We start from the raw sequence: 21,243 nt of genomic DNA on the forward strand, positions 1-21,243 counted from the left end.
GCACGCAACCAACATGTCCGATCCCCGAAACGGCCCACCGCCGCTGCCCGGATCCGCGCCCGCGACGCCACCGCCCTTGCCGGCGGCGTCGCTGAATGGGCCGGGTTCGCCGCAGGACGTGCCTCCCCTGCCCGGCAGCTTCCCGCTGGACACCTCGACGCTGCCGCAGGCCATCCGCGATGAAGTGGAAGCGTCCGATCCTGTGGCCATCGATACTTCGGCCAGCGAGCTGAAGGACGGCCTCAACCGCTGCCCGAAGTGCGGCGCCACCGACATCCGGCCCAAGGCCGGTACCGATATCCTGGTCTGCCTGTACTGCCGTCACGAATGGCATGGTGCGCGGGTCGAGGAGGAGTTCGGGCTGGGCGAGGCCATCGACCAGCTGCGCGGCACCGTCATCGCCTCCGGCGCACGCGACATCGATGCCGACACCTCGGCGTTGATGACCTTCAAGTGCACAGGCTGCGGCGCCGAAGTCACGGTCAACACCGAGAGCACGATGACGGCGCGCTGCCACTGGTGCCGCCATGTGTTCGGCGTCAACGAACAGATCAGCAATGGCGCGGTGCCTGATGCGGTACTGCCCTTCCATATCAAGAAGGACGATGCGGTCGCGCGCATCCGCCAGTTCGTCGACAAGCGCCGGCTGTTCGCGCTGAAGGCGTTCAAGGAACAGTTCACCCCGGAAAACGTGGTGGGTGTGTTCCTGCCCTACATGATCGTCGACAGCAATGTCAGCGCGGCCGTGGCCGGCAAGGGCGAGATCCAGACCCGCCAGTACACGGTGGGCAGCGAAAAGAACAAGCGCACCGTGTATGACGCTGACATCTACCAGATCGAGCGCCAGGTCGACTTCACGGTCGATGATCTGCCGCTGGAATCGTCCGCAGAACGCGGCAATCTGGATATCCGCGCCAACACCAACAACATCATCAACACCATCCTGCCGTTCGATACCAAGAACGCGGTGAAGTGGAACGCCTCGTACCTGGCCGGCTTCACCTCGGAGAAGCGCAACCTGGACGTGGAGGCGCTGCGGCCACGATTGGAGGACCAGCTGCTGTCGATTGCTCGATCGCAGGTGGAGTCCTCGGTGCGCGGTTACAACCGCGGCGTGCGCTGGGAGCAGGAACAGCTGGAAGTGCATGGCACCCGCTGGGTGTCGATGTACCTGCCGGTCTGGCTCTACTCGTACCACCAGCCCGGCAAGAACGGCGGCATGCTGCACTACATCGCCGTGAACGGCCGCACCGGCGAGACCATGGGCAGCGTGCCCGTGCAGCAGTGGAAGATGCTGCTGGCGGCGCTGACGGCCGGCACGGTCATCGAAGCACTGGCAATCCTCATCCTGATGGCGACCTCATGAGCGACGATAGCGGCCTCTGGCTGTTGGCGGCAGGTCCGGCCGGCGCAACTGCGCTGTACTGGGCGCTGTACCGCTATTACCGCAACACCGACAAATCGCATTCCTTCGAACACGAAACCGAGGTGCAGGCGAAGCCGGTCACGGGTTCGAACCAGAAGGTCGGCCAGGTGCGTGGCACGGAGGCCACGCGCATCGAAGGCGACAACGTGTACCAGTACCGGATACGGGTTGCCAGGGTAAAGCCCGACCGGTAGGGCCAGGCCGTACCTGGCTGCGGCAATGCCGGCCGCTGGCAGGCATTGCCTCGTTCGCTTGACGTCACCGGGGAGCCGGCCAGCGGCCGGCACTACCCTCAGCCGGCCTGCCCCAGCCGCACCTTCAGTTGCTGGATCTCCTGTTCGCTGACCCCGATCGACTTCAGGTAGCCCTCTGCACCACCGTACTGGCTGTGCAGTGCCGCCAGGAACTGTTCCATGTTGTCCGGTGCGGTACCGGACATGCCAGCCATCTTGCGGGCGATCTGCGGGTTCTGCTTGATCAGCGCCATGATCTGCGCGTTCATCGCACTGTCCTTCGGCTGCCCTTCCAGATAGTGCGCGGAGATCGCGTAGTTGTGCACGATCTCGGCCTTTGGCACGCCCGCCAGGTCCAGCAGCAGGCCAGCGATGATGCCGGTACGGTCCTTGCCGGCCGTGCAATGGAACAGCACGGCGCCATCCTGTTGCGCGGCGATGCGCTGGAACACCTGCTTGAACTGCGGCTGGCTGTGGCCCAGCCACTGCACATAGGCTTCGCCGAGCGAATCGGGGAAGCTGGTCATCATCTTCTGCAGGTCCATCTTCTCCGTGCCCATCAGCGAGATGCGCTGGTAGTCGAAGCGATCATCCCTGGCCAGCAGGTCCGGTGACTGCGCTTCCTCATCGGCGGTGCGCAGGTCGATGTCCAGCTTCACGCCGGCCGCGGCCAGGGCGTCGCGGTCGGCATCGGTGAGGCGGCCGAGATCGGCGGTGCGCACGAACGCATCGGCCGGAATCGGGCCATGGCGGCCCTGCAGGCCGGCGAAGGTGCGCACGTTCCAGGCTCCCTGCAGCGGGATCACCCGCTGCGCGTCGGCAGCGACCGGCTTCACGTTGGCAGCGGCCGTCGGCTTTGCGGCGGTGGCCTGCGGTGCATCGGCAGCAACGGCGGTCACGGCCAGCGGCAGGCTGAGCATCAGGGCCAGGACAAGTTCGGTAGAGCGGTGCTTCATGGAGTTCTCCGTTCGAATCAGAAGTTGACGGCCACGTCCAGGCCGAAGGTGCGCGGGTCATTGAAGATGCCGGTCTGGCCCAGCGCCGGGCTGTTGAGCTTGTAGAACAGGTGCTGCTCATCCAGCAGGTTGCGTGCCCACAGCGAGAACGACATGGTGGTGCCGGTGCTGTTGACCGGCACATCCACCAGCGCCACCCGTGCATTCACCACGAACGAGCTGTCGGTCAGCATCTGGTCGTACTCGCTGGTGTAGTAGCCATCGGACCAGTTGCCGTCCACATGGAATTTCAGCGCCGAGAAGTTGGCGAACGGGACCAGATAGTCGACCGACAGGCTGCCCGCGTTCTTCGGCGCCAACAGCGGCTGCACGGTCACCTGCACGCCCGCACCGAACGGGTCGGTTGCTGTCTGCGCATCGATCTTCGTGTAGGCGTAGTTGAGGCCTAGCGTGAGGTTGTCCACCGGCATCACGTTGAACTCCAGCTCCGCACCCCGGGACTTGCCATCGCTCAGTGCATTGGTGGTGACCATGGTGGTGCGGGTTTCGCCGCTGTTCGGGTCGAACGGCAGCGAGAAGTCCATTTGTTTGTGCGCGATGGTCGAATCGAACAGCGCCAGGTTCAGGCGGGCGCGGTTGTCCCAGAACTGCGACTTGAAGCCGAGCTCGTAGGCGGTCACTTCTTCCGGACCGAACGCGGTGTAGTTGGTCGAGCGCGAGTTGGCACCACCGGCCTTGAAGCCCGTGCTGTACTTGGCGTAGACCATCGCGTGCTCGCCGAGGTCGTAGGCGATGTTGACCATCGGGTCGAAACGGCTCCAGCGGTCCTTGAAAGCGAGATTCGTCGCCGCGCCGTTGACGGTGTACAGACTGCCCTTCTTGTCGTCACGGGTGTAGCGACCGCCGGCAGTCAGGTGCAGGCGCTGCAGTGCTTCCGGCGTCCACGTGGCCTGGCCGAACACGCCCAGGCTGTCCGTCCACGCTTTGCTGGCGCGGTCGATGCGTACCCGCGAGAGATCCAGCGGGTTGGTCGCCGGATTCACGGTGTAGCTGTTGCCACCCGGCCCCCAGACCAGCATGTTCGGGGTCTGCGCATTGTCACCGGCAGTCTCGTGGTAGTAGAACGCTCCGCCGAGGAACTGCACCTGCGAGGTATTGCCGATCAGCTGGAATTCCTGGCTGTACTGGTGCTGGTAGACCTGCGCCAGGCTGTAACGACCGAACGGCGTGCCGGCGCCACCATAGGCCGAAATCGCATCGACCAGGCCCATGTCGAACTGGCCCTGGGTGAGTTCACGGTATGAGCTGATCGACTTCAGCTCCAGGTTGTCATTCAGCGTCCACGACAGGTTCAACAGATGGCCGCTGGTACGCCCGATGTTGTCTTCCTGCGGTCCACCGAGGATCGCGCTGTCGCGGCGATCCAGGCTGGCACCGGCCTTCTGCAACGGGCTGAGGTACGCGCCCGGCACCAGCACCTGGGTGTGGTACGGCGTGGTGGCGTCGTAGGAGCGATCGAACGCGTACAGCAGCGAGAAGTCATCGCTCGGCTGCCACAGCGCACTCAGGCGTGCGCCGCGCTTGTCGTAGCTGTTGAAGTCGCGCTCGCCGCGCATCGGGTTGTCGGTGGTGCCGCCACGCTTGGCCTGCACGGCGTCGATCTTGAAGCTGACATCGCCCACCTTGGGCAGATCCAGGTGCAGCGCACTGTTGTAGCCGCTGAAGTTGGACACGCCGGCGCTGACGCTGCCGCCGAATTCGCCGCTGGGCGCCTTGGTCACGATGCTCACTGCGCCGCCTTCGGTATTGCGGCCGAACAGCGTGCCCTGCGGGCCCTTCAGTACTTCAATACGCTCCACGTCGTAGAGCATGTTGCCCAGGCCCTGTGCGCGGCCCATGAACACCCCGTCGACGTAGATACCGACGCCGGCGTCGCGGGCCGGCTGGTTGGCGTCGCCGGAGGCGCCGATGCCACGGATGCCGATGTTCAGCGCCGAACTGCGGGTAGCGAACGGCGTGACCCGCAGCGACGGGATGGAGCCATCGGACAGGCTGCCCAGCGAAATCGCGCTGCGGTCCTTCAGCGCTTCGGCATCGACCACCGATACCGAGATCGGTGTCTCCTGCAGGTTGGTGGCGCGTTTCTGCGCGGTCACCATCACCTGGTCGAGGGCAACGACAGTGCGCGCGGCCTCGGCGGATGCCTCGGCGTCGGCACTGGGACTGTCTTCGGCATGGGCCAGTGCCGGCAGCGCGGCGGCAATGGCGAGGGTGAGCAGCGGGCGGTGCAGCAGGGCGTGGCGCATCGGACTCATTCGCGGAAGGAGAAGGCCGGCGCAGTCTGGGAGGCGGGAATTACAAATGAATGACCGTTCATTCACACCTTTTGTGACGTACTATCCCGCCTCTGGACGCCCCGACTTCACGCAATGACGCCGAAAACCGCCGTAGCCGTACCCGCTGACGCCCCTGCCGCCGCCCATGCCGAAGCCCAGCGCCGTCGCATCCTCGACGCCGCCCAGAAGTGCTTCATCACCCGCGGTTTCCATGCCGGCTCCATCGGCGATATCGCCGCCGAGGCCGAGATCAGCCAGGGGCTGATGTACCGCTATTTCGCCAACAAGCGCGCCCTGATCCTGGCCCTGATCGAACGCCAGCTGCGTCACGACCAGGCCTCGATCAGCGAGATGCCGGCGGCCTCGGATCTGGTCGATGGCCTGCTCGCTTGCTACCAGCAATGGGCACGCGGCGAGGTGCTGCCGATCCACGGCAATGCCATTGCCAGCGTGGCGCTGTATGCGGAAATCAACGCCGAGGCTCACCGCGACCCTGTGCTGGCCGAGGTGCTGCGCACCCACGACAAGCAGACCAGCGCAGCGATCCATGCCTGGCTGCGCCAGCGTGACCTCAATCTGGGCCGGCGCGTCGACGAGGAAGGCATCGCCGGACGCACCCTGCTGCTGCGGTTGCTGGTGGAAGGCCTGGCCATGCGTGCCGTGCGCGACCCCGACCTGCCGCCGGAACGGGTCCGCGCCCTGCTGGCCGATGCGATTGGTCGTGTAATGGAGTAGTGCCGGCCGCTGGCCGGCATCTGCAGTGCCCCGGCGGCACGAAGTTGTCGGCCAGCGGCCGGCACTACCCAGCCTATGCGGCCCACCATTGCGGCTGCTGGCGGAAGGCATCCGTGATGCAGACGTTGCGTCGCCTGCCAGCCAATCGACCGGCATTACCCAACAGCTTCACCGCGAAGCCGCCACACTGCAGGCTTCTACCGCAACGTGAGCCTCAGCCGTGCTGGATGGGTTGCCCGAACATTGGAAGATTCTTCCCCGACACTTCTACCAGCGCCCATCGACCGACGTTGCGCCGGAGCTGCTCAACAAACTGCTGGTGCGCGACGATGGTCGCGCGGCGCGCATCGTCGAGGTCGAGGCCTATGCCGGCAGCATCGATCCAGCCGCACACTCCTACCGTGGGCGGACGCCGCGCACGGCCAGCATGTTCGGCGAGGCCGGCCATCTGTATGTCTACTTCACCTACGGCATGCACTGGGGCAGCAACGTGGTCTGCGGCGAAATCGGCGAAGGCGTCGCCGTCCTGCTGCGCGCGGCCGAGCCATTGGCGGGGCTGGAGCGAATGCGTGAACTACGCCCCGCGGCCCGGCGCGACCACGATCTGGCCAGCGGTCCCGGCAAGCTCTCGCAGGCCTTCGGGCTGGACCGCAGCTTCGATGGCGCGGATCTGGTGAGCGGTCAACAAGGGATCGTCATTGCCAGTGATGGCACCGCACCGCCACTCGACCCGGTCGTCGGGCCCCGTATCGGCATCACCCGTGCGGTGGACTTTCCCTGGCGCTGGCATGTTCGCGACAACCGTCACGTTTCGGCGCTCCCCCCGCGAGGGCTTCGCAAACCCTGACCGGGATGCGTCACGTCGGCATCACCCCGTCGTGGCGATACATAACGCGGTACGCACTAGCGTAGTGCCCGACAGCCGAAGCCGCCCTCGCCACCCTGCCCTGAAAAGCGCCATGGACGAAGCCGAACGACTGCTTGAACTCGACCGCCTGCACCTGCTCGACACGCCGCCAGAGCCTGTTTTCGATGCGATCGTCGCCGCCGCCCGTGCCGCCACCGGCATGACCATGGGGCTGATCTCGGTAGTGGCCGACGAGCGGCAGTGGTTCAAGGCCAACATCGGGCTGGAAGGCGTCAGCGAGACCGCACGCGAGATTTCGTTCTGCACCCATGCCATCCAGCAGGACACGCTGTTCGAGATTCCCGACGCGCGCCAGGACCCGCGCTTCGCCAGCAATCCGCTGGTCACCGCTGGTCCACGCATCCGCCATTACGCCGGCATCTCACTCGGCTCGGCGCACGGCGCGCGCATCGGAACACTGTGCCTGCTCGACCCGATGCCCGGCGTGCTGTCGCCTTCGCAACGCGAACTGATGGTGCATCTGGCCCGGGTCACCACCCAGGTACTGGAGCAGCGCAGCACGCTGATGGCGCAGGTCGGCCAGGCCAAGGCCCTGCATCGCGAATTGAAGCGCAGCGAGGACTTCCTGGAGCGCACCAACCGCGCGGCCCGGGTGGGTGGCTGGGAAATGGACCTGGCCAGCAACGAGGTCCGCTGGACCCGCGAGACCAAGCAGATCCACGGCGTGCGCAGCAACTTCGAACCGACGCTCGAAACCGCGCTGTCGTTCTATCGCGAGGACAGCCGCAACATCATCCGCACAGCGGTGCAGCGCTGCATCGATGAAGGCATCTCCTGGGAAGTGCAGTTGCCGATGACCACCGCCGATGAACGGGCCATCTGGACCCGTGTGGTCGGCGGCCGGCAGCAGATCGATGGGCGGCCTCGGCTGGTCGGCGCCATCCAGGACATCACCGAGGAGCGCGCCGCGCTGGATGCACTGGAGGCCAGCGAAACCCGCTACCGGCGGCTGTTCCACTACAGCCTTGGCCTGATCTGCACGCACACGCTGGATGGCGTGCTGACCTCGGTGAACCCGGCAGCCGTGCAGTCGCTGGGCTTCGATGAGAGCTACATGATCGGGCGCAGCCTGTGCGACCTGATGCCGCCGGAGAAGCGGGCCGCGTTCAAGGCCTATCTTGATCGCATCGCAGTCAACCACACCGATGCCGGCGTCATCGAGCTGATCGCCGCCGATGGTACCCGGCATTTCTGGGCGTATCACAACGTGCTCGACAACGAGGCCACCCCACCCTACGTGCTCGGCCATGCGCAGGACGTCACGGCGCTGCGGATGCAGGAACAGCAGTTGCGCGAGATGTCCTTCAAGGATCCACTCACCCAGAGCTACAACCGCCGCTTCCTGCCCCGCCTGGACGAACTGATCGACCAGCCCTGGGCCTGCCTGATGTTCGATCTGGATCATTTCAAGCAGATCAACGACACCCAGGGCCATGCGCGGGGTGACACGGTGCTGGTCGAGTTCGCCGCCTTCCTGCGCTCGCCGCTGGGGGCGGCGGAGAACGTGGTGCGCATGGGCGGCGACGAATTCATGGTGGTGCTGACCGCACCGGAACCGGGTCGGTTGGCCGCGCTCGAGCAGTGGTATGCGCAGCAGGCTGCACAGTCACCCACACCGTTCTCACTGGGCGCGACCCATCACAGCCCCGGCGAGTCGGTGGCCGATACCCTGCAGCGTGCCGACAGCCGCCTGTATCGCGAGCGCGCACGCGTGCGCCAACATCCACGGCCGGCGCCCTGATACGCCCGCCGGTGTACCGGCGCCCCCGGCGTAGCGCTATGCTCGGCAGCGGCCACCGTCGGCCTTTGGGGGAACACGCATGACCCGCGGCGTCTGCCTGGCTCTGCTGCTGTTGCTGCTGCCTTCCCTCGCGTTGCCGGCGCCAGCGCCTGCGCCGGTCGAAGCACGGGTGCCCTTCGCACCGACGCCCTTCGTTGGCAGCGACGGTCTGCGCCATCTGGCCTACGAGCTGCACATCACCAACTACTACGGCGACACCGGGGCGCTGCAGCCGCAATCGCTGCAGGTGTTCGGCGACGACGCCGAAACCCCGCTGCTGAGCCTGGATGCCCCTGCCCTGCGCCATTGGGTACGGCCGTCGCCTCCAGAGGATGGCGCCATCTCCATTGCAGCGGGAAAGCGCCTGGTGGTGTTCCTGTGGCTGTCCCTGCCAGCCACCGGTAACGTGCCGCACATCCTTCGCCACCGCATGCTGCTGGGCACCGAGCGCGGCGGCAGTGTGGAACTGGATGGCGCCCACGTTGCGGTCAACGCGGCGCCGGTGAGGACGCTCGGTCCGCCCCTGCAAGGCGGTCGATGGCTGGCCCATGAAGGGCCCGGCGCGGCGCAGTCACACCACTGGGGCAGCCTGGTGGCGGTGAATGGTGATCTGACCATTCCACAGCGCTTCGCGCTCGACCTGGTCGGCGTCGACGAACGTGGGCGCGCCGTGCGTCCAACAGCCCGGGATCTGCAGCACACCCGCCATTCGGACTGGGTGGGTTATGCCGCCCCCGTACTGGCCGTGGCCGACGGCATCGTGCGTGCGGTCCGTGATGGGCAACCCGAGCATCCGCCGCTGACCGCGCAACCGGAACCCGTTTCACTGACAGCGGATGGCCTGTTCGGTAACTACGTTGTCCTGGAAATCTCGCCGGGTGTGTTTGCCAGCTACGCCCATCTGCGAACCGGCAGCATCAAGGTAGAGCCCGGGCAACGGGTCCAGCGCGGACAGGCGTTGGCCCAGCTCGGCCAGTCCGGCAATTCCGCCGCGCCTCATCTGCACTTCCAGCTTTCCAACAAGGCCACGTTCGAAGGCTCCGAGGGCATTCCGTACGTCTTCCAGGCCTTCGACGATTTCGGGCCTGAAAGCGAGGCGCAGCTGTTCGGCCAAGGGGAGGCCTGGAAGCCCGGCATGGCCGTGCCACGTGAGAATCAGCTGCCGCTGAACGACATCGTCATTGCCTTCCCGCCACGCTGACACGCTCACTCCACCGCAAGAATGCTCCTGTAGAGCCGGAAAGCAGCCGAGCGCAGGCTCGGCTCTACAATGTCCTGCAGCGGCTGCGCCCGCTCCTGTAGAGCCGAGCCATGCTCGGCTTGCTGCGCGCAGCGCAGGGCTCATCGTGGCCTGCCCGGAGAGCAGCCGAGCGCCGGCTCGGCTCTACAATGTCCTGCAGCGGCTGCGGCCGCTCGTGTAGAGCCGAGCCATGCTCGGCTTGCTGCTCGCAGCGCAGGATTCATCGTGGTCTGGCCGGGGAGCAGCCGAGCGCAGGCTCGGCTCTACAAGTCCTGCAGCGGGCCTGCGCCTACTCCGCTGCCAGCGCCTGGATCGGGTCCAGCTGTGCGGCACTGCGCGCCGGGAAGTAGCCGAAGCCAAGCCCGATCGCAGACGAACATGCCAGCGCGGCGAGCACCGGCCCCGCCGTGAACAGGAACGGCACACCCAGCGACAGCAGGCTGGACAGTGCACCCACCCCGAACGCGAACAGCACCCCCAGCACGCCACCGAACAGGCAGATCAGCACCGCCTCGATCAGGAACTGGCGCAGGATGTCGCCCTGCCGCGCGCCCACCGCCAGGCGCACGCCGATCTCGCGCACGCGCTCCTTCACCGAGACCAGCATGATGTTCATCACCCCCACCCCGCCAACGACCAGCGCCACGGCGGCAATGGCGGAGACCAGCGCGGCCATGGTCTGGCTGGACTTCATCACCGCCTTGCGGATCTGGTCGGCGTTGTAGATGAAGAAGTCACGACGGCCATGCAACCGCTCCAGCTCGGCACCCAGCGAGGCTTCGGCGGCGTTGGTGGGCACGTTGTCGCGCACACGCACCGTGATGCTCTCCAGGCGCTCGCTGCCCAGCAGCCGCGAGGCCGCCGAGGTATACGGCACGTAGACCGTCGGGGTTGCACCGCCCGCGAACGCATTGGCCCCGGCCACACCGATCACCTCCACCGGCATGCCGCCCAGCAGCACCGTGCTGCCGATCGGGCTGCCGCTGAACAGCGCTTTGGCCGCCTTCTGGTCGACCACACCCACGGCACGGTGCGCATCCACTTCGGCGTCGGTGAAGAAACGGCCGGCCTTCAGCCGCAGCCCACGCACGCGCGGCATGTCGGCCCCCACGCCCAGCACCTGGGTGTTGGCACGCCGGTTGCCTTGCAGCGCCGCCACCGATCCGCTCAGGTTCGGGCTCACGCTGTCCACGTAACTCAAGGCCGCAAGATGGTCCGCATCGCCCACCACCAGTGTCTCGATCTCCGCCGAGCGCGGGTCACCGAAATCGGCGCCCGGGAAGATCTCCAGCGTACTGGCGCCCAGTTCGTTGATCTGTGATTCGACCTGCGCCTGTGCGCCCTTGCCCAGCGCAACCACGGTCACCACGGCCGCAACGCCGATGATGATGCCGAGCATGGTCAGCAGCGTGCGCAGGCGATGGGCCAGCATCGAGCGCACGGCCATGCGTGCGGCTTCGCGAACCGCGTCCATGCGTGCGCGGCGCTCGGTGACCGGCGACGCGCCGCGTTCGGCCCCGGGAGTTTCAGCCGCAGCACGCGATCCCCGCTCGCCGCGGTCGGCCACCACCCGGCCGTCGGCGATCTCGATCACCCGCGCCGCGTTGGCGGCGATCGCTGCATCGTGCGTCACCAGGATCACCGTGTGGCCCTGTGCATGCAGGCGCTTCAGCTCGGCCATCACCTGTTGGCCACTGGCATGATCGAGCGCGCCGGTGGGTTCATCGGCCAGCACGATCGCGCCGCCGTTCATCAGCGAACGGGCAATGGACACGCGCTGCTGCTGACCACCGGACAGCTGGCTCGGCCGGTTCGCGGTGCGTTCGCCCAACCCCAGCGTTTCCAGCAGCGTGCGTGCACGGGCAGTGCGCACGTCCGCCTCCACGCCGGCATAGACTGCCGGCAGCGCCACGTTCTCGGTCGCACTCAGGTTCTCCATCAGGTTGTAGCGCTGGAAGATGAAACCGAAATGCTCGCGGCGCAGGCGTGCCAGCGCGTCGGGCGCCATCTGCTCGGTGGCCTCGCCGTTCACCCGATAGCTGCCCTCGGTCGGCCGGTCCAGGCAGCCAAGGATGTTCATCAGCGTGGACTTGCCCGAGCCCGAGGGGCCGATGATGGCGATGAACTCGCCGGCATCGATGCGCAGCGAAACGTCCTTCAGCACCACCACCTCGCCGGCGGCGGAGCGATAGGCGCGCGATACGCCATGCAGTTCCAGCAGTGCGTCGGCCATGCTCACATCCCCAGCAGGCTGGTCGGTTCAGATTCGCCGCCGCTGGGCGCCTGCCCGACCACCACGTTCTCGCCCTCGCGCAGGCCGGACAGGATCTGCACGGCGGTGGCGGTGCGCAGGCCGGTCGTCACCGCACGCTCCTGGGGGCGGCCCTTGGTGTCCACCACGCGCACGGTTCCACGGCTGCCGTCCTTGCCATCCGAATCGGCCAGCGCCGTCAATGGCACCTGCAGCGCGTTGGCGACCCGCGCCAGCTGCAGGGTCACTTTCACCGTCATCGAGGGCTTCAGCTTCAGGCCGGGATTGGCCACGTCGAACAGGCCAGCGTAGTACACCGCCTTCGGCGTCTGCGCAGAGCCACCCGCATTGCCGGTGGCGACGTCGGCAATCGAGGAGGGCGCCGGTTCCAGCTGCTGCAGGTGGGATTCATAGCGGCGGCCGCTCGGCCCCAGTGTCGAGAACCACAGCGGTTGTCCCGGTGCCACCAGCTCGACGTCGGCCTCGGCGATCTCGGCGCGCACGGTCATCGTATCCATCTGCGCCAGCATCACGATGGTCGGCGTGGTCTGCATCGAGTTCAACGTCTGCCCGGCCTTGGTGACGATGGCCACGATGTAGCCGTCGCTGGGCGACACAATGCGGGTATAGCCCAGGTTGATCCGTGCGGTTTCGACCTGGGTCACGGCCTGGTCGATCTGCGCCTGCAGCGCGGCCACCTCTGAGCGTGCCGCATCGCGTGCCACGCGTGCGGCTTCGAAACCTTCCTGTGACACCAGGCGCGACGCCACCAGCTGCGACTGCCGCTGGTAAGCGCGACTGGCCTGCGCATAGCGGGCCTGGCTGGCGGCATGCTGGGCGCGCAGCGTGTTGGTGGCCGCCTCGGCACTGCGCAGCGCGATGCGCTGCGGCTGCGAATCGACCTCGGCGATCAGGTCACCGGCCTGTACGCGCTGGCCCAGCACCACATGCAGGCGCTTGACCTGGCCGGACACCTGCGCACCCACCGCCACCAGCTCCTTGGGATGGACCCGGCCGACCGCCTGTACGGTCTTCTCCAGATCCGCCACCCTTGCCGGTGCGGTGATCAGCGCGGCATCATCGCCGCCGGCAAACGCCCACCATCCAGCGCCGGCGGCCAATGTGGCCACCGTAGCGGCAATGATCCAGGTCCTGCGGTTGCTCATCGAAACGCCCGGCTGCGTGCAGTCGCCCAGTGCGACCGCCGAAACCGCAGTCTGGAAGCCGCGGATGGACGTTTCTTGGAGCCACTGTGGAGATTGCATGGAGGCACGGCAGCCGTTCAGGCACCAGCCCCGCGCCTGAATGCTGCGGCCTGCGTCCACGCAATCTCGACACAATCTCGACCGAGTCTCCATCAACGGTCGCTAGCCTCGTCGGCCTCGCCGACTGCCCGCCTGCCGTGTCCCTTTCCCATCCAGACCTGCCACCCATCGATGTGCGCCGTGCCTACCTGGCGTGGTGCGCGCCTTCGCCGTGGTTGATCACCGTCGTGTTGGCATCGACCACCAGCTGGATGCTGGCCACGCCGGATCCGTTACCCCCGCTGCTGGCGGGCTTCGGGGCGGCCGCCCTGGTGGGGTTCCGCAGCGAAGGGCCCGGTGGCACCGGCCGTTCCGGCGCTCTCGCGTCGCTGGCGCTGATGGGTCTGGCGGTCTGGGCGGCAACGCACCCGGTCGCCGACGTCACCCTGCATCTGCTGCTCGCCCTAGCCACTCTCGTGGTCGTCGCCCTGCTGGCACTGCGCCTGCGCGCCATCCTAGGCATGGCCTCGCGGCTGCAGGCCCGGGTAAACACCACCCCCATGGCATCGCGCTGGAGCAAGCTGCCACCTGCGGTGTCCACCCTGGTGCAGCAGCAGCTGCGCGGCGCAGGTGCAGTGGAACCCAGCCTGCAGCGCACGCTGGTGCTGGCCACCCTCGCCTGGGCTGCCAACGAAGAGGCGCAGGACATGCAGCGGCGACGATGACCCTGCCCCTGATCCCGCCCTTGCCCACCCTTGCCCCGAACCCGCAGCACGCGATGAAACACGATCTCCGTACCCGACAGGCACCCTTGGTGCTGATTGCCGAAGATGAGGGCGAAATCGCCGACATCCTCAGTGCTTACCTGGCCCGTTCAGGCCTGCGCAGCGCCCGCGCCGCCGACGGTGAGGCGGCACTCGCCAGCCACCGCCAACTGCGCCCGGACCTGGTGCTGCTGGATGTGCAGATGCCAAAACTGGATGGCTGGCAGGTGCTGAGCGAACTGCGACGGATCGGCAACACCCCGGTCATCATGCTCACTGCGCTCGACCAGGACGTGGACAAGCTGACCGGCCTGCGCGTGGGCGCCGACGACTACGTGGCCAAGCCATTCAATCCGGCCGAGATCGTCGCCCGCATCCAGGCCGTGCTGCGCCGGAGTTCCCGGACCGTGGTCGAAGCGCCCAACGGACTGATCCGCCAAGGGCCCTTCGAGATCGACCTGCGCAGCCACGAGGTGACCGTGCGCCATGGCGAGCAGGTGCACGAACTGAACTTCACCCTCACCGAGTTCCGGCTGCTGGTGCACATGGCGCGTGCGCCACGGCAGGTGCATGCGCGGGCCGATCTCCTGCATGCCTGCCTGCCCGAGGGCGACGCGCAGGAACGCACCGTCGACAGCCATGTCAGCAAACTGCGGCGCAAGCTGGAGGATGTCGGCGTGATCGGCATTCCCGCCACCATCCGCGGCGTCGGCTACCGCTTCCTGGACTGAATGATGAATCCCAAAGGCAAGAGCATCGGACGCCAGATCACGCTGTCCATCACGGTGGCCTCGCTGTGTTCGACAGTGCTGTCGATCAGCGGCTTCTACCTGTTCTATTACCTGATGGAGGTGTTCTACCCGCGCTGGTATGACGAGCCGGAAACGATCATGCCGTCCGGGCTGGAATGGCTGTGGATCGGATTGACCGCTACCGTGGTCGTCATCTTCGCCACACTGGTCGCCTCGCGCCTGACCCGGCGCATCATCACGCCGTTGAATTCGGTGGCCGAAAGCCTGCGCCGGGTCGCCAGTGGCGATCTGGAAGCGCGTGCACGCGGTGGTGATACCACGATGGCCGAAGCGGCCACGCTGGTCAGCGATTTCAACTCCATGGCAGAGCGGCTGAGCCGGATGTCCGAGAACCGGGTGTTCTGGAACGCCGCGATCGCGCATGAACTGCGCACGCCGATGACCATCCTGCGCGGCCGCCTGCAGGGCATCGCCGAAGGCGTGTTCGAGCCGGGGCCGGAGCAGTTCAACAGCATGCTCACCCAGCTGGAAGGCCTGACCCGCATCATCGAGGACCTGCGCGTGGTCAGCCTGGCCGAGAGTGGCCACCTGGATCTGCGCCTGCAGCGCAGCGATGTCAGTGTGCAGGTGGCCGCGGTGGTGGAAGCCATGTCCGAGGCGCTGAACGAAAGCGGGTTCTCGGTAACGCTGGACGCGCGCCCATCGCTGGCGGATTGCGATCCGGCGCGCATCCGCCAGGCGGTGCTGGCGCTGCTGGAGAACGCGCGTCGCCATGCCATTCCCTGCCCGCTGCGGGTGCGCGTCACGCTGGCGCAGGGTCATTGCACGGTGGCGGTGGAGGATGGCGGCCCCGGTGTGCCGGACGAACTGCGTGACAGCATTTTCGAAGCGTTCCAGCGCACCGACGTCTCGCGTTCGCGGCAGAGCGGTGGCTCCGGGCTAGGCCTGGCGGTGGTGCGTGCGATTGCCGTGGCCCATCACGGAACGGCGCTATGCCGGGCCACCGAACGTGGCGGCAGTTCGTTCGAGATCCGTTGGCCGGTGCATGCGCGCCGTTGAGGCGGTAGACACTGCCCTGGTAGCGGCCCACCTTGGTGGGCATTCGCATCGCTGAACGGCGCCGGTTCCTCCACGCAATCTCCATCGTCCCTCCATGCCCGCTCCAAAGGGCCGCCGATACTGGGCGTGACCAGGGAGGCGGCAGGTATCCGGCCCCCTGCCCTGCCTCCACCTCGCCCAGGCATCCCCATGAAACACCCGCACGATCCGGCGGCCGCCGCCGGCAGCATCGGCCAGCAGAACGCGGCCGCCACTCTCAAGGCCATCCTGCGAACCTATCCGTGGCAGCTCACCGGCACCTTTTCGCTGGTGGCGCTGGAAAATGCGCTGCTGCTGGCGTATCCGCTGTTTGCCGGCTTCGCGGTGGATGCGATCATCCGCGGCAACATCGGCCACGCCATCTCCTACGCCGGCGTGGTACTGCTGTTCTGGCTGGTCGGTGCTGCCCGCCGTGCGGTCGATACCCGTACCTTCACCCGCATCTATGCCGACCTGGCGGTGAACGTGGTGCAGGCGCAGCGCAGGCTGGGCCACGCCACCTCCACCTCGGCCGCACGCGTGGTGCTGGCCCGCGAGTTCGTCGACTTCTTCGAGAAGCACGTGCCGATCATCGCCACCGCGCTGGTATCGATGTTCGGTGCGGCGGTGATGCTGCTGGCGATCGAACCGCTGGTGGGCGCTGCAAGCCTGGTCGCACTGCTGGGTGCATTGTTGCTGCTGCCGTCGTTCGCACGTCGCAACGAACAGCTGCATGGACGCCTGAACAACCGGCTGGAACATGAGATCCGCCTGGTCGACCGGGTCAGTCCCTCGGTGCTGCGTCGCCACTACACCACGCTGTCGCGGCTGCGCATCCTGCTCTCCGATCGCGAAGCCGGTGCCTTCGTGGTCGTTGGCGCGGCGGCAGCGGTGTTGTTCGCTCTGACCATCGGCCGTCTCGCCACCACCGACGGAGTTACCCCGGGCCATGTGTACGCGGTGATGACCTACCTGTGGACGTTCGTCGGCAGCCTGGATGATGCACCGTCGATGGTGGATCAGCTGGCGCGGTTGAAGGACATCGGCCGCCGCGTCAGCCCCGGCATGGAGGACGCGGAGCGCAAGGATGCCGCTTGACCGGTAGATGCCCACCTTGGTGGGCAACGACACATCGCGGCGCCAACCAAGGTTGGCGACTACCGGGGCAACGGTGCCAACAAGGATTGGCGGCTACCTCGCGGAAGGACATCGGCCGGCGAGTCAGCCCGGGCATGGAAGATGCGGAGCACAAGGATGCCGCGTGACCGGTAGATGCCCACCTTGGTGGGCAACGACGTATCGCGGCGCCAACCAAGGTTGGCGACTACCGGGGCAACAGTGCCAACCAGGATTGGCGGCTACCTCGCGGAAGGACATCGGCCGCCGCGTCAGCCCCGGCATGGATGATACGGAGCACAAGGACGCCGCGTGACCGGTAGATGCCCACCTTGGTGGGCAACGATATATCGCGGCGCCAACCTGGAACTGGGCTTACCCGGAGGCTGCCGTGCGCCCGCACATCGCCAACGCACCGATGATCAGCGCCTCCATGCTGCGGTCGAACTCGGCCTCCTGTGCCTCCCGATCCAACGGACGTCGCGTGGTATCCACCACCGCATGCCGCGAGTACACGGTGTCGGCCAACGCCACGGCGTGATAGGCCACGGTGGACAACAGCCACGCCGCCTGCTCCAGCGGCAGGCCATGCACGCGGCTGAATTCGGCATGGTGGCGCTGGATGCGCGCCAGCATCTCCGGTGTCTTCGCGCCGTGGCTGACCAGGAACGGCGCCAGGCCCGGATTCCCGTCCACCAGCGTCCGCAGTGAACGTTGGAACGCACGCAGATCCTCCTCGATGCTGCGCCGGCCAGCGGCATCCAGCGGCGGTGCCTGCCAACGCTCGAAGATCGCCTCGGCCACCAGCTCGCGCAGTGCCGCCAGATTCGCCACATGCTTGTACAGCGCGATGTGGCTGACCCCCAGCGCCGCCGCTACGCCCACGAAGCTCAGCCCCGGCAGCGTCATGGCAATGCCGGCGTCGGCGATGCGCTCCCGGGTGATGCTGGGCGGCCGCCCACGGGCAGCGGTCTTTTTCGGTGCAGCCATGCGGTAACGGTTCCTGCGCGGTGCGCGGGCAAGGGCTGTCATGGTGGTCCGCAGCGACGCCGTGGTCAACGCGGCGCTGCAGTCCGTGGACAGGCCCCGGTTGCGGCGCGATCAATTTAGTTTACTATGATGTAACTAATTCGCATTTGCAGTGTCCAGGATCGTTGTCGATGTCCGCGTCCCCCACTTCAATCACCCCGGCCGGGCCGCTGCGCGGCGCCGACCATGATCGCGGCCTGCAGGCGCTGCAGGTCCAGGTGGTCGCGGTTGCACAGCCGTGCGTCAGCCTGCTGCGCGTCGTGGTCCAGCTGCCGGAGCATGCAGAACTCGCGCCCTGGCAGCTTGCCAACACCGCCGTGCGCATCCAGCTTCGCGCCACGTTCGGCGATGTGTCACGGATCTACACCGTGCGCAGCGTGGATACCGCCACCCGCCAGTTCACCCTGGACGTTGTGCTGCACGAGGCGCCGGGGCCGATGCTGGCCTGGGTACGTGCGCTGCGTCCCGGTGATGCCTTCGATCTGAGCGGACCGCGCCCGCATCTGCAGGTACCGCAGCGCGAAGGCACCTGCGCCCTGCTGTTCGCCGACCAAAGCGCCATTCCTGCCCTGTTTGCCCTGCTGCAGCAGTGGCCCACCGGACTGCATGCGCAGGCCTGGATCGCCTCGGATGATGCTTTTCCGGTAGACGAACTGCCCGCCATTCAAGGTATCCGCGTGCACCGCCTCGCCACCGGTGACGCGCCGTTGCTGCAGCAAGCGCGCCAACTGCGGCCGGAACACGGCAGCACGGTCTGGGCGGCTGGCGAGCGCGAGGAAATGCGCGCCCTGCGCCGCCACTTCATCGAAACGGTCGGCCTGCCACGCAGCGACGTTGCCGTGGCCGGCTACTGGAAACGTGGCGAGACCACCACCGAGACCGACCAGCGTCGCCGCCGCAACTACGAGCGCGTGCTGGCACGCGGCGGTGGCCTGCAGGACCTCGACGACCTCGCCGACGATATCTGATCCACCCCGCAGCATCCGCGCCACGCGCTTCGTTCCACCCAGCCACAGATCGCCCACGCACCTCGCGTGCAGCACTGCCACAGCGGCAGCGCCGTGCCCTCTGCCAGCCATTCCACAGCCCGCGTCGTCCTGCCCCTGCAGGTCACAGACGGCGCCGTGCTGGCCGATCGCACGACCCACCACACGAGAACCGCCATGTCCCTCCCCCTGCGACCCCTGCCCCTCCCACGCCGCTCGGCGCTGTCCCTGGCCGCCCGTGCAGCGTTGCTGCCCACCCTGTTGATCGCCATCGCCGCGCACGCCAACGATGCACCCGATGGCGCCCGCCAGTTGCCCACAGTGAACGTGCGCGCCGACAAGACCGCACCCACCGATGCCTATGCGGGTGGCCAGGTCACGCGCGGCAGCGGCGTCGGCCTGCTCGGCGAGCTCGACTTCATGGACACGCCGTTCAACACCACCCGCTACACCGCCGACTTCATCGACAACATCCAGGCGCCGGACCTGGTGCGGGTCATCGCACTGACCGACCCCAGCGTCTACAGCAGTGGCTCCAGCGGTGGCATCACCGACTACTTCAACATCCGCGGTTTCGGTGTCGCCTCGTCGGATATCGGCTTTGGTGGCCTGTACGGGCTGATCCCCTACTACCGCGTCACCCCGGAACTGGCCGAGAGCATCGAAGTGCTGAAGGGCCCGTCCGCGCTGCTCAACGGCATGCCGCCCGGTGGCTCGGTGGGCGGTGCGGTGAACGTGGTACCCAAGCGTGCAGGCGACACGCCGCTGACCCGCTTCACCGCCAGCTACGGTAGCGACGCGCAGTGGGGCGGCCACCTGGATGTCGGCCGCCGCTTCGGCGCGGACAAGCAGTTCGGCGTGCGCCTCAATGCCGTGCACCGCGACGGCGACACCGCCACCAACCACCAGCAGCACAAGACGCAGCTCGCATCGCTCGGCCTGGACTGGCGTGGTGAGCGCTCGCAGGTGTCGCTGGACCTGTTCAGCAGCCGCGACCATGTGGATGGCCTCAACCGTGGCGTCTCGCTGGCGCCCGGCCTGGTCGTGCCCCGCCCGCCGAAAGCCAGCACCCTGTTCGCACCGGACTGGACCTTCAGCACCGTCAAGGACTCGGCCGCCGCGCTGCGCTGGTCGTTCGACATCAATGACCACCTGCAGGCGCATGCCAGCTACGGCCACGGCCACACCGACTTCGACTCCATCGCCAGTGCCACCACGCTGATCACCAACGCGGCCGGCGACTTCCGCAACAACTTCGCCCACCAGCGCTTCATCTACAGCAAGGACACCGCCGAAGCCGGATTGTCGGCGCGTTTCCGCACCGGCGCGGTCGATCATGCGCTGGCGATCAGTGCGGCCTGGTACCAGCACGACCAGAAGTTCGGCTTCAAGCGCAACCTGCTGGCCCGCGATTGGGTAACCAATATCTACAACCCGCAGTGGGGCCCTGCCATCGACCGCAGCTTCAGTGATGCGTCGCTGCCAAAGACTGCGGAAGTGCGCACCACCAGCTTCGGCATCGCCGATACGCTGTCCTTCATCGATGATCGTGTGCAGCTGACCCTGGGCATCCGTCACCAGACCGTGCTCAGCGACACCTTCGATGGCGGCACCGGCAAGCGCACCGCGCGCTACGACGCCAGCGCCAACACACCGGCCGGTGCACTGCTGTTCAAGGCCAGCGACCGCCTGTCACTGTATGCCAACTACATCGAAGGCCTGAGCCAGGGCAGCACCGCCCCGGCCACCGCCGCCAACGCGGGCGACGTGTTCCCGCCGTTCAAGACCCGCCAGCGCGAGGTCGGTGCCAAATTCGACTTCGGCCGCTTGGCCAGCGCATTGAGCGTGTACGAGATCGAAAAGCCCAGCTCCTACACCGACCCGGCGACCAACGTGTTCTCGTTCGGCGGCCAGCAGCGCAACCGGGGCGTGGAATGGACCGTGTTCGGCCAGGCCACCGAACAGCTGCGCGTGCTGGGCGGCATCGGCTGGCTGCAGCCGAAGCTGACCCGTACCCAGGGCGGTATCAATGAAGGCCGGTTGGCGACGGCCACACCGCAGTGGCAGGGCAAGCTGGGCGTGGAATGGGATGTGCCGACCGTGGCCGGCCTCACCCTCACCGGCAATGCGGTCAGTATGTCCAAGGGCTATATCAACGCCGACAACAGCCAGTGGGTGACCGGCCGCACCGTGTTCGACCTCGGTGCCCGCTATGCGACGCAAGCGGCCGGCCATCCGCTCGTGCTGCGCGCCACCGTGCAGAACCTGACCAACAAGGCGTACTGGGCGGGCAGCCTCGGCTCCGGGCTGGGTACGCCACGCACCGCCCTGCTGTCGGCCACCGTCGATTTCTGATGCCTGATGCACGGGCGCCACGCCATTGCGCGTGG

At 67.0% G+C, this 21,243-nt stretch carries 17 protein-coding genes; 12 read left to right on the plus strand and 5 right to left on the minus strand.

Annotation, left to right across the window (positions count from 1 at the left end):
* Positions 1-13: 13 nt before the first annotated feature.
* Both N5D91_RS03755 and N5D91_RS03760 read left to right on the plus strand, forming a co-directional pair.
* Positions 14-1,366 carry a TFIIB-type zinc ribbon-containing protein gene (locus tag N5D91_RS03755; protein ID WP_180853873.1) on the plus strand — a complete coding sequence of 451 codons (1,353 nt, stop codon included), beginning with the start codon at positions 14-16 and terminating at the stop codon, positions 1,364-1,366.
* On the plus strand, positions 1,363-1,620 hold the full coding sequence (locus N5D91_RS03760) for a hypothetical protein (protein WP_049422212.1): 258 nt from the start codon (positions 1,363-1,365) through the stop codon (positions 1,618-1,620). Before N5D91_RS03755 ends, N5D91_RS03760 begins: the two co-directional genes overlap by 4 nt.
* A 98-nt stretch (positions 1,621-1,718) precedes the next feature.
* Here the strand turns inward: N5D91_RS03760 and N5D91_RS03765 are convergent, their stop codons facing one another.
* Complete coding sequence (locus N5D91_RS03765) at positions 1,719-2,615, minus strand: tyrosine-protein phosphatase (protein ID WP_180853874.1); 897 nt, start codon at positions 2,613-2,615, stop codon at positions 1,719-1,721.
* A 17-nt stretch (positions 2,616-2,632) separates the two neighbouring features.
* Complete coding sequence (locus tag N5D91_RS03770; RefSeq protein WP_180853875.1) at positions 2,633-4,921, minus strand: TonB-dependent receptor; 2,289 nt, start codon at positions 4,919-4,921, stop codon at positions 2,633-2,635.
* Between the two features lie 123 nt (positions 4,922-5,044).
* Here N5D91_RS03770 and N5D91_RS03775 point away from each other — a divergent pair, with 123 nt between their 5' ends.
* The 4 genes from N5D91_RS03775 (at position 5,045) to N5D91_RS03790 (ending at position 9,595) form a co-directional block, all read left to right on the plus strand.
* On the plus strand, positions 5,045-5,686 hold the full coding sequence (locus N5D91_RS03775) for a TetR/AcrR family transcriptional regulator (RefSeq protein ID WP_110712439.1): 642 nt from the start codon (positions 5,045-5,047) through the stop codon (positions 5,684-5,686).
* A 220-nt stretch (positions 5,687-5,906) separates the two neighbouring features.
* Positions 5,907-6,533 (plus strand): DNA-3-methyladenine glycosylase, encoded by a 627-nt coding sequence (locus N5D91_RS03780; protein WP_279907092.1) that lies wholly within the window; start codon positions 5,907-5,909, stop codon positions 6,531-6,533.
* Positions 6,534-6,645: 112 nt separating this feature from the next.
* Positions 6,646-8,355, plus strand: coding sequence for a diguanylate cyclase (locus N5D91_RS03785; protein ID WP_180853876.1), 1,710 nt, complete (start codon positions 6,646-6,648; stop codon positions 8,353-8,355).
* A 79-nt stretch (positions 8,356-8,434) separates the two neighbouring features.
* Positions 8,435-9,595: a M23 family metallopeptidase gene (locus N5D91_RS03790; protein ID WP_180853877.1), complete on the plus strand. Its 1,161-nt coding sequence runs from the start codon at positions 8,435-8,437 to the stop codon at positions 9,593-9,595.
* A gap of 328 nt (positions 9,596-9,923) precedes the next feature.
* Here N5D91_RS03790 and N5D91_RS03795 read toward each other — a convergent pair whose 3' ends face one another.
* Positions 9,924-11,867 (minus strand): MacB family efflux pump subunit, encoded by a 1,944-nt coding sequence (locus tag N5D91_RS03795; protein ID WP_180853878.1) that lies wholly within the window; start codon positions 11,865-11,867, stop codon positions 9,924-9,926.
* A 2-nt stretch (positions 11,868-11,869) separates the two neighbouring features.
* Positions 11,870-13,051 carry an efflux RND transporter periplasmic adaptor subunit gene (locus tag N5D91_RS03800; protein WP_153855417.1) on the minus strand — a complete coding sequence of 394 codons (1,182 nt, stop codon included), beginning with the start codon at positions 13,049-13,051 and terminating at the stop codon, positions 11,870-11,872.
* Positions 13,052-13,287: 236 nt separating this feature from the next.
* Between N5D91_RS03800 and N5D91_RS03805 the strand changes: the two genes are divergently transcribed.
* From N5D91_RS03805 to N5D91_RS03820, 4 genes are all read left to right on the plus strand, one after another.
* Positions 13,288-13,854, plus strand: coding sequence for a hypothetical protein (locus N5D91_RS03805; RefSeq protein ID WP_180853879.1), 567 nt, complete (start codon positions 13,288-13,290; stop codon positions 13,852-13,854).
* A gap of 53 nt (positions 13,855-13,907) precedes the next feature.
* A complete protein-coding gene (locus tag N5D91_RS03810) occupies positions 13,908-14,624 on the plus strand; it encodes a response regulator (RefSeq protein ID WP_121503629.1) in 717 nt (238 codons plus the stop codon).
* Between the two features lie 3 nt (positions 14,625-14,627).
* Positions 14,628-15,704: an ATP-binding protein gene (locus tag N5D91_RS03815; RefSeq protein ID WP_049421674.1), complete on the plus strand. Its 1,077-nt coding sequence runs from the start codon at positions 14,628-14,630 to the stop codon at positions 15,702-15,704.
* Positions 15,705-15,893: 189 nt separating this feature from the next.
* The gene (locus N5D91_RS03820) at positions 15,894-16,820 is read left to right on the plus strand and encodes an ABC transporter six-transmembrane domain-containing protein (protein WP_180853880.1); all 927 of its coding nucleotides are present in this window, start codon (positions 15,894-15,896) and stop codon (positions 16,818-16,820) included.
* Between the two features lie 393 nt (positions 16,821-17,213).
* Here the strand turns inward: N5D91_RS03820 and N5D91_RS03825 are convergent, their stop codons facing one another.
* Entirely contained in the window at positions 17,214-17,828 is a 615-nt protein-coding gene (locus N5D91_RS03825) for a TetR/AcrR family transcriptional regulator (protein ID WP_180853881.1), read from the minus strand.
* A 170-nt stretch (positions 17,829-17,998) separates the two neighbouring features.
* Between N5D91_RS03825 and N5D91_RS03830 the strand changes: the two genes are divergently transcribed.
* Positions 17,999-18,835: an SIP domain-containing protein gene (locus tag N5D91_RS03830; RefSeq protein WP_180853882.1), complete on the plus strand. Its 837-nt coding sequence runs from the start codon at positions 17,999-18,001 to the stop codon at positions 18,833-18,835.
* 195 nt (positions 18,836-19,030) lie between these two features.
* Positions 19,031-21,208, plus strand: a complete 2,178-nt coding sequence (locus tag N5D91_RS03835; protein ID WP_180853883.1) for a TonB-dependent siderophore receptor — start codon at positions 19,031-19,033, stop codon at positions 21,206-21,208.
* Positions 21,209-21,243 lie beyond the last annotated feature (35 nt).

It is taken from the genome of Stenotrophomonas sp. GD03794 (assembly GCF_029842145.1).
Classification (GTDB): Bacteria; Pseudomonadota; Gammaproteobacteria; order Xanthomonadales; family Xanthomonadaceae; genus Stenotrophomonas; species Stenotrophomonas riyadhensis.

Excerpts from the sequence above, each read along its gene's own strand:
- N5D91_RS03795 (WP_180853878.1), bottom strand. The coding sequence starts at position 11,867 with ATGGCCGACGCACTGCTGGAACTGCATGGCGTATCGCGCGCCTATCGC.
- N5D91_RS03835 (WP_180853883.1), top strand. The coding sequence starts at position 19,031 with ATGTCCCTCCCCCTGCGACCCCTGCCCCTCCCACGCCGCTCGGCGCTG.
- N5D91_RS03825 (WP_180853881.1), bottom strand. The coding sequence starts at position 17,828 with ATGGCTGCACCGAAAAAGACCGCTGCCCGTGGGCGGCCGCCCAGCATC.
- N5D91_RS03760 (WP_049422212.1), top strand. The coding sequence starts at position 1,363 with ATGAGCGACGATAGCGGCCTCTGGCTGTTGGCGGCAGGTCCGGCCGGC.
- N5D91_RS03770 (WP_180853875.1), bottom strand. The coding sequence starts at position 4,921 with ATGCGCCACGCCCTGCTGCACCGCCCGCTGCTCACCCTCGCCATTGCC.
- N5D91_RS03785 (WP_180853876.1), top strand. The coding sequence starts at position 6,646 with ATGGACGAAGCCGAACGACTGCTTGAACTCGACCGCCTGCACCTGCTC.
- N5D91_RS03815 (WP_049421674.1), top strand. The coding sequence starts at position 14,628 with ATGAATCCCAAAGGCAAGAGCATCGGACGCCAGATCACGCTGTCCATC.
- N5D91_RS03810 (WP_121503629.1), top strand. The coding sequence starts at position 13,908 with ATGAAACACGATCTCCGTACCCGACAGGCACCCTTGGTGCTGATTGCC.
- N5D91_RS03800 (WP_153855417.1), bottom strand. The coding sequence starts at position 13,051 with ATGAGCAACCGCAGGACCTGGATCATTGCCGCTACGGTGGCCACATTG.
- N5D91_RS03820 (WP_180853880.1), top strand. The coding sequence starts at position 15,894 with ATGAAACACCCGCACGATCCGGCGGCCGCCGCCGGCAGCATCGGCCAG.
- N5D91_RS03775 (WP_110712439.1), top strand. The coding sequence starts at position 5,045 with ATGACGCCGAAAACCGCCGTAGCCGTACCCGCTGACGCCCCTGCCGCC.
- N5D91_RS03765 (WP_180853874.1), bottom strand. The coding sequence starts at position 2,615 with ATGAAGCACCGCTCTACCGAACTTGTCCTGGCCCTGATGCTCAGCCTG.
- N5D91_RS03790 (WP_180853877.1), top strand. The coding sequence starts at position 8,435 with ATGACCCGCGGCGTCTGCCTGGCTCTGCTGCTGTTGCTGCTGCCTTCC.
- N5D91_RS03830 (WP_180853882.1), top strand. The coding sequence starts at position 17,999 with ATGTCCGCGTCCCCCACTTCAATCACCCCGGCCGGGCCGCTGCGCGGC.
- N5D91_RS03755 (WP_180853873.1), top strand. The coding sequence starts at position 14 with ATGTCCGATCCCCGAAACGGCCCACCGCCGCTGCCCGGATCCGCGCCC.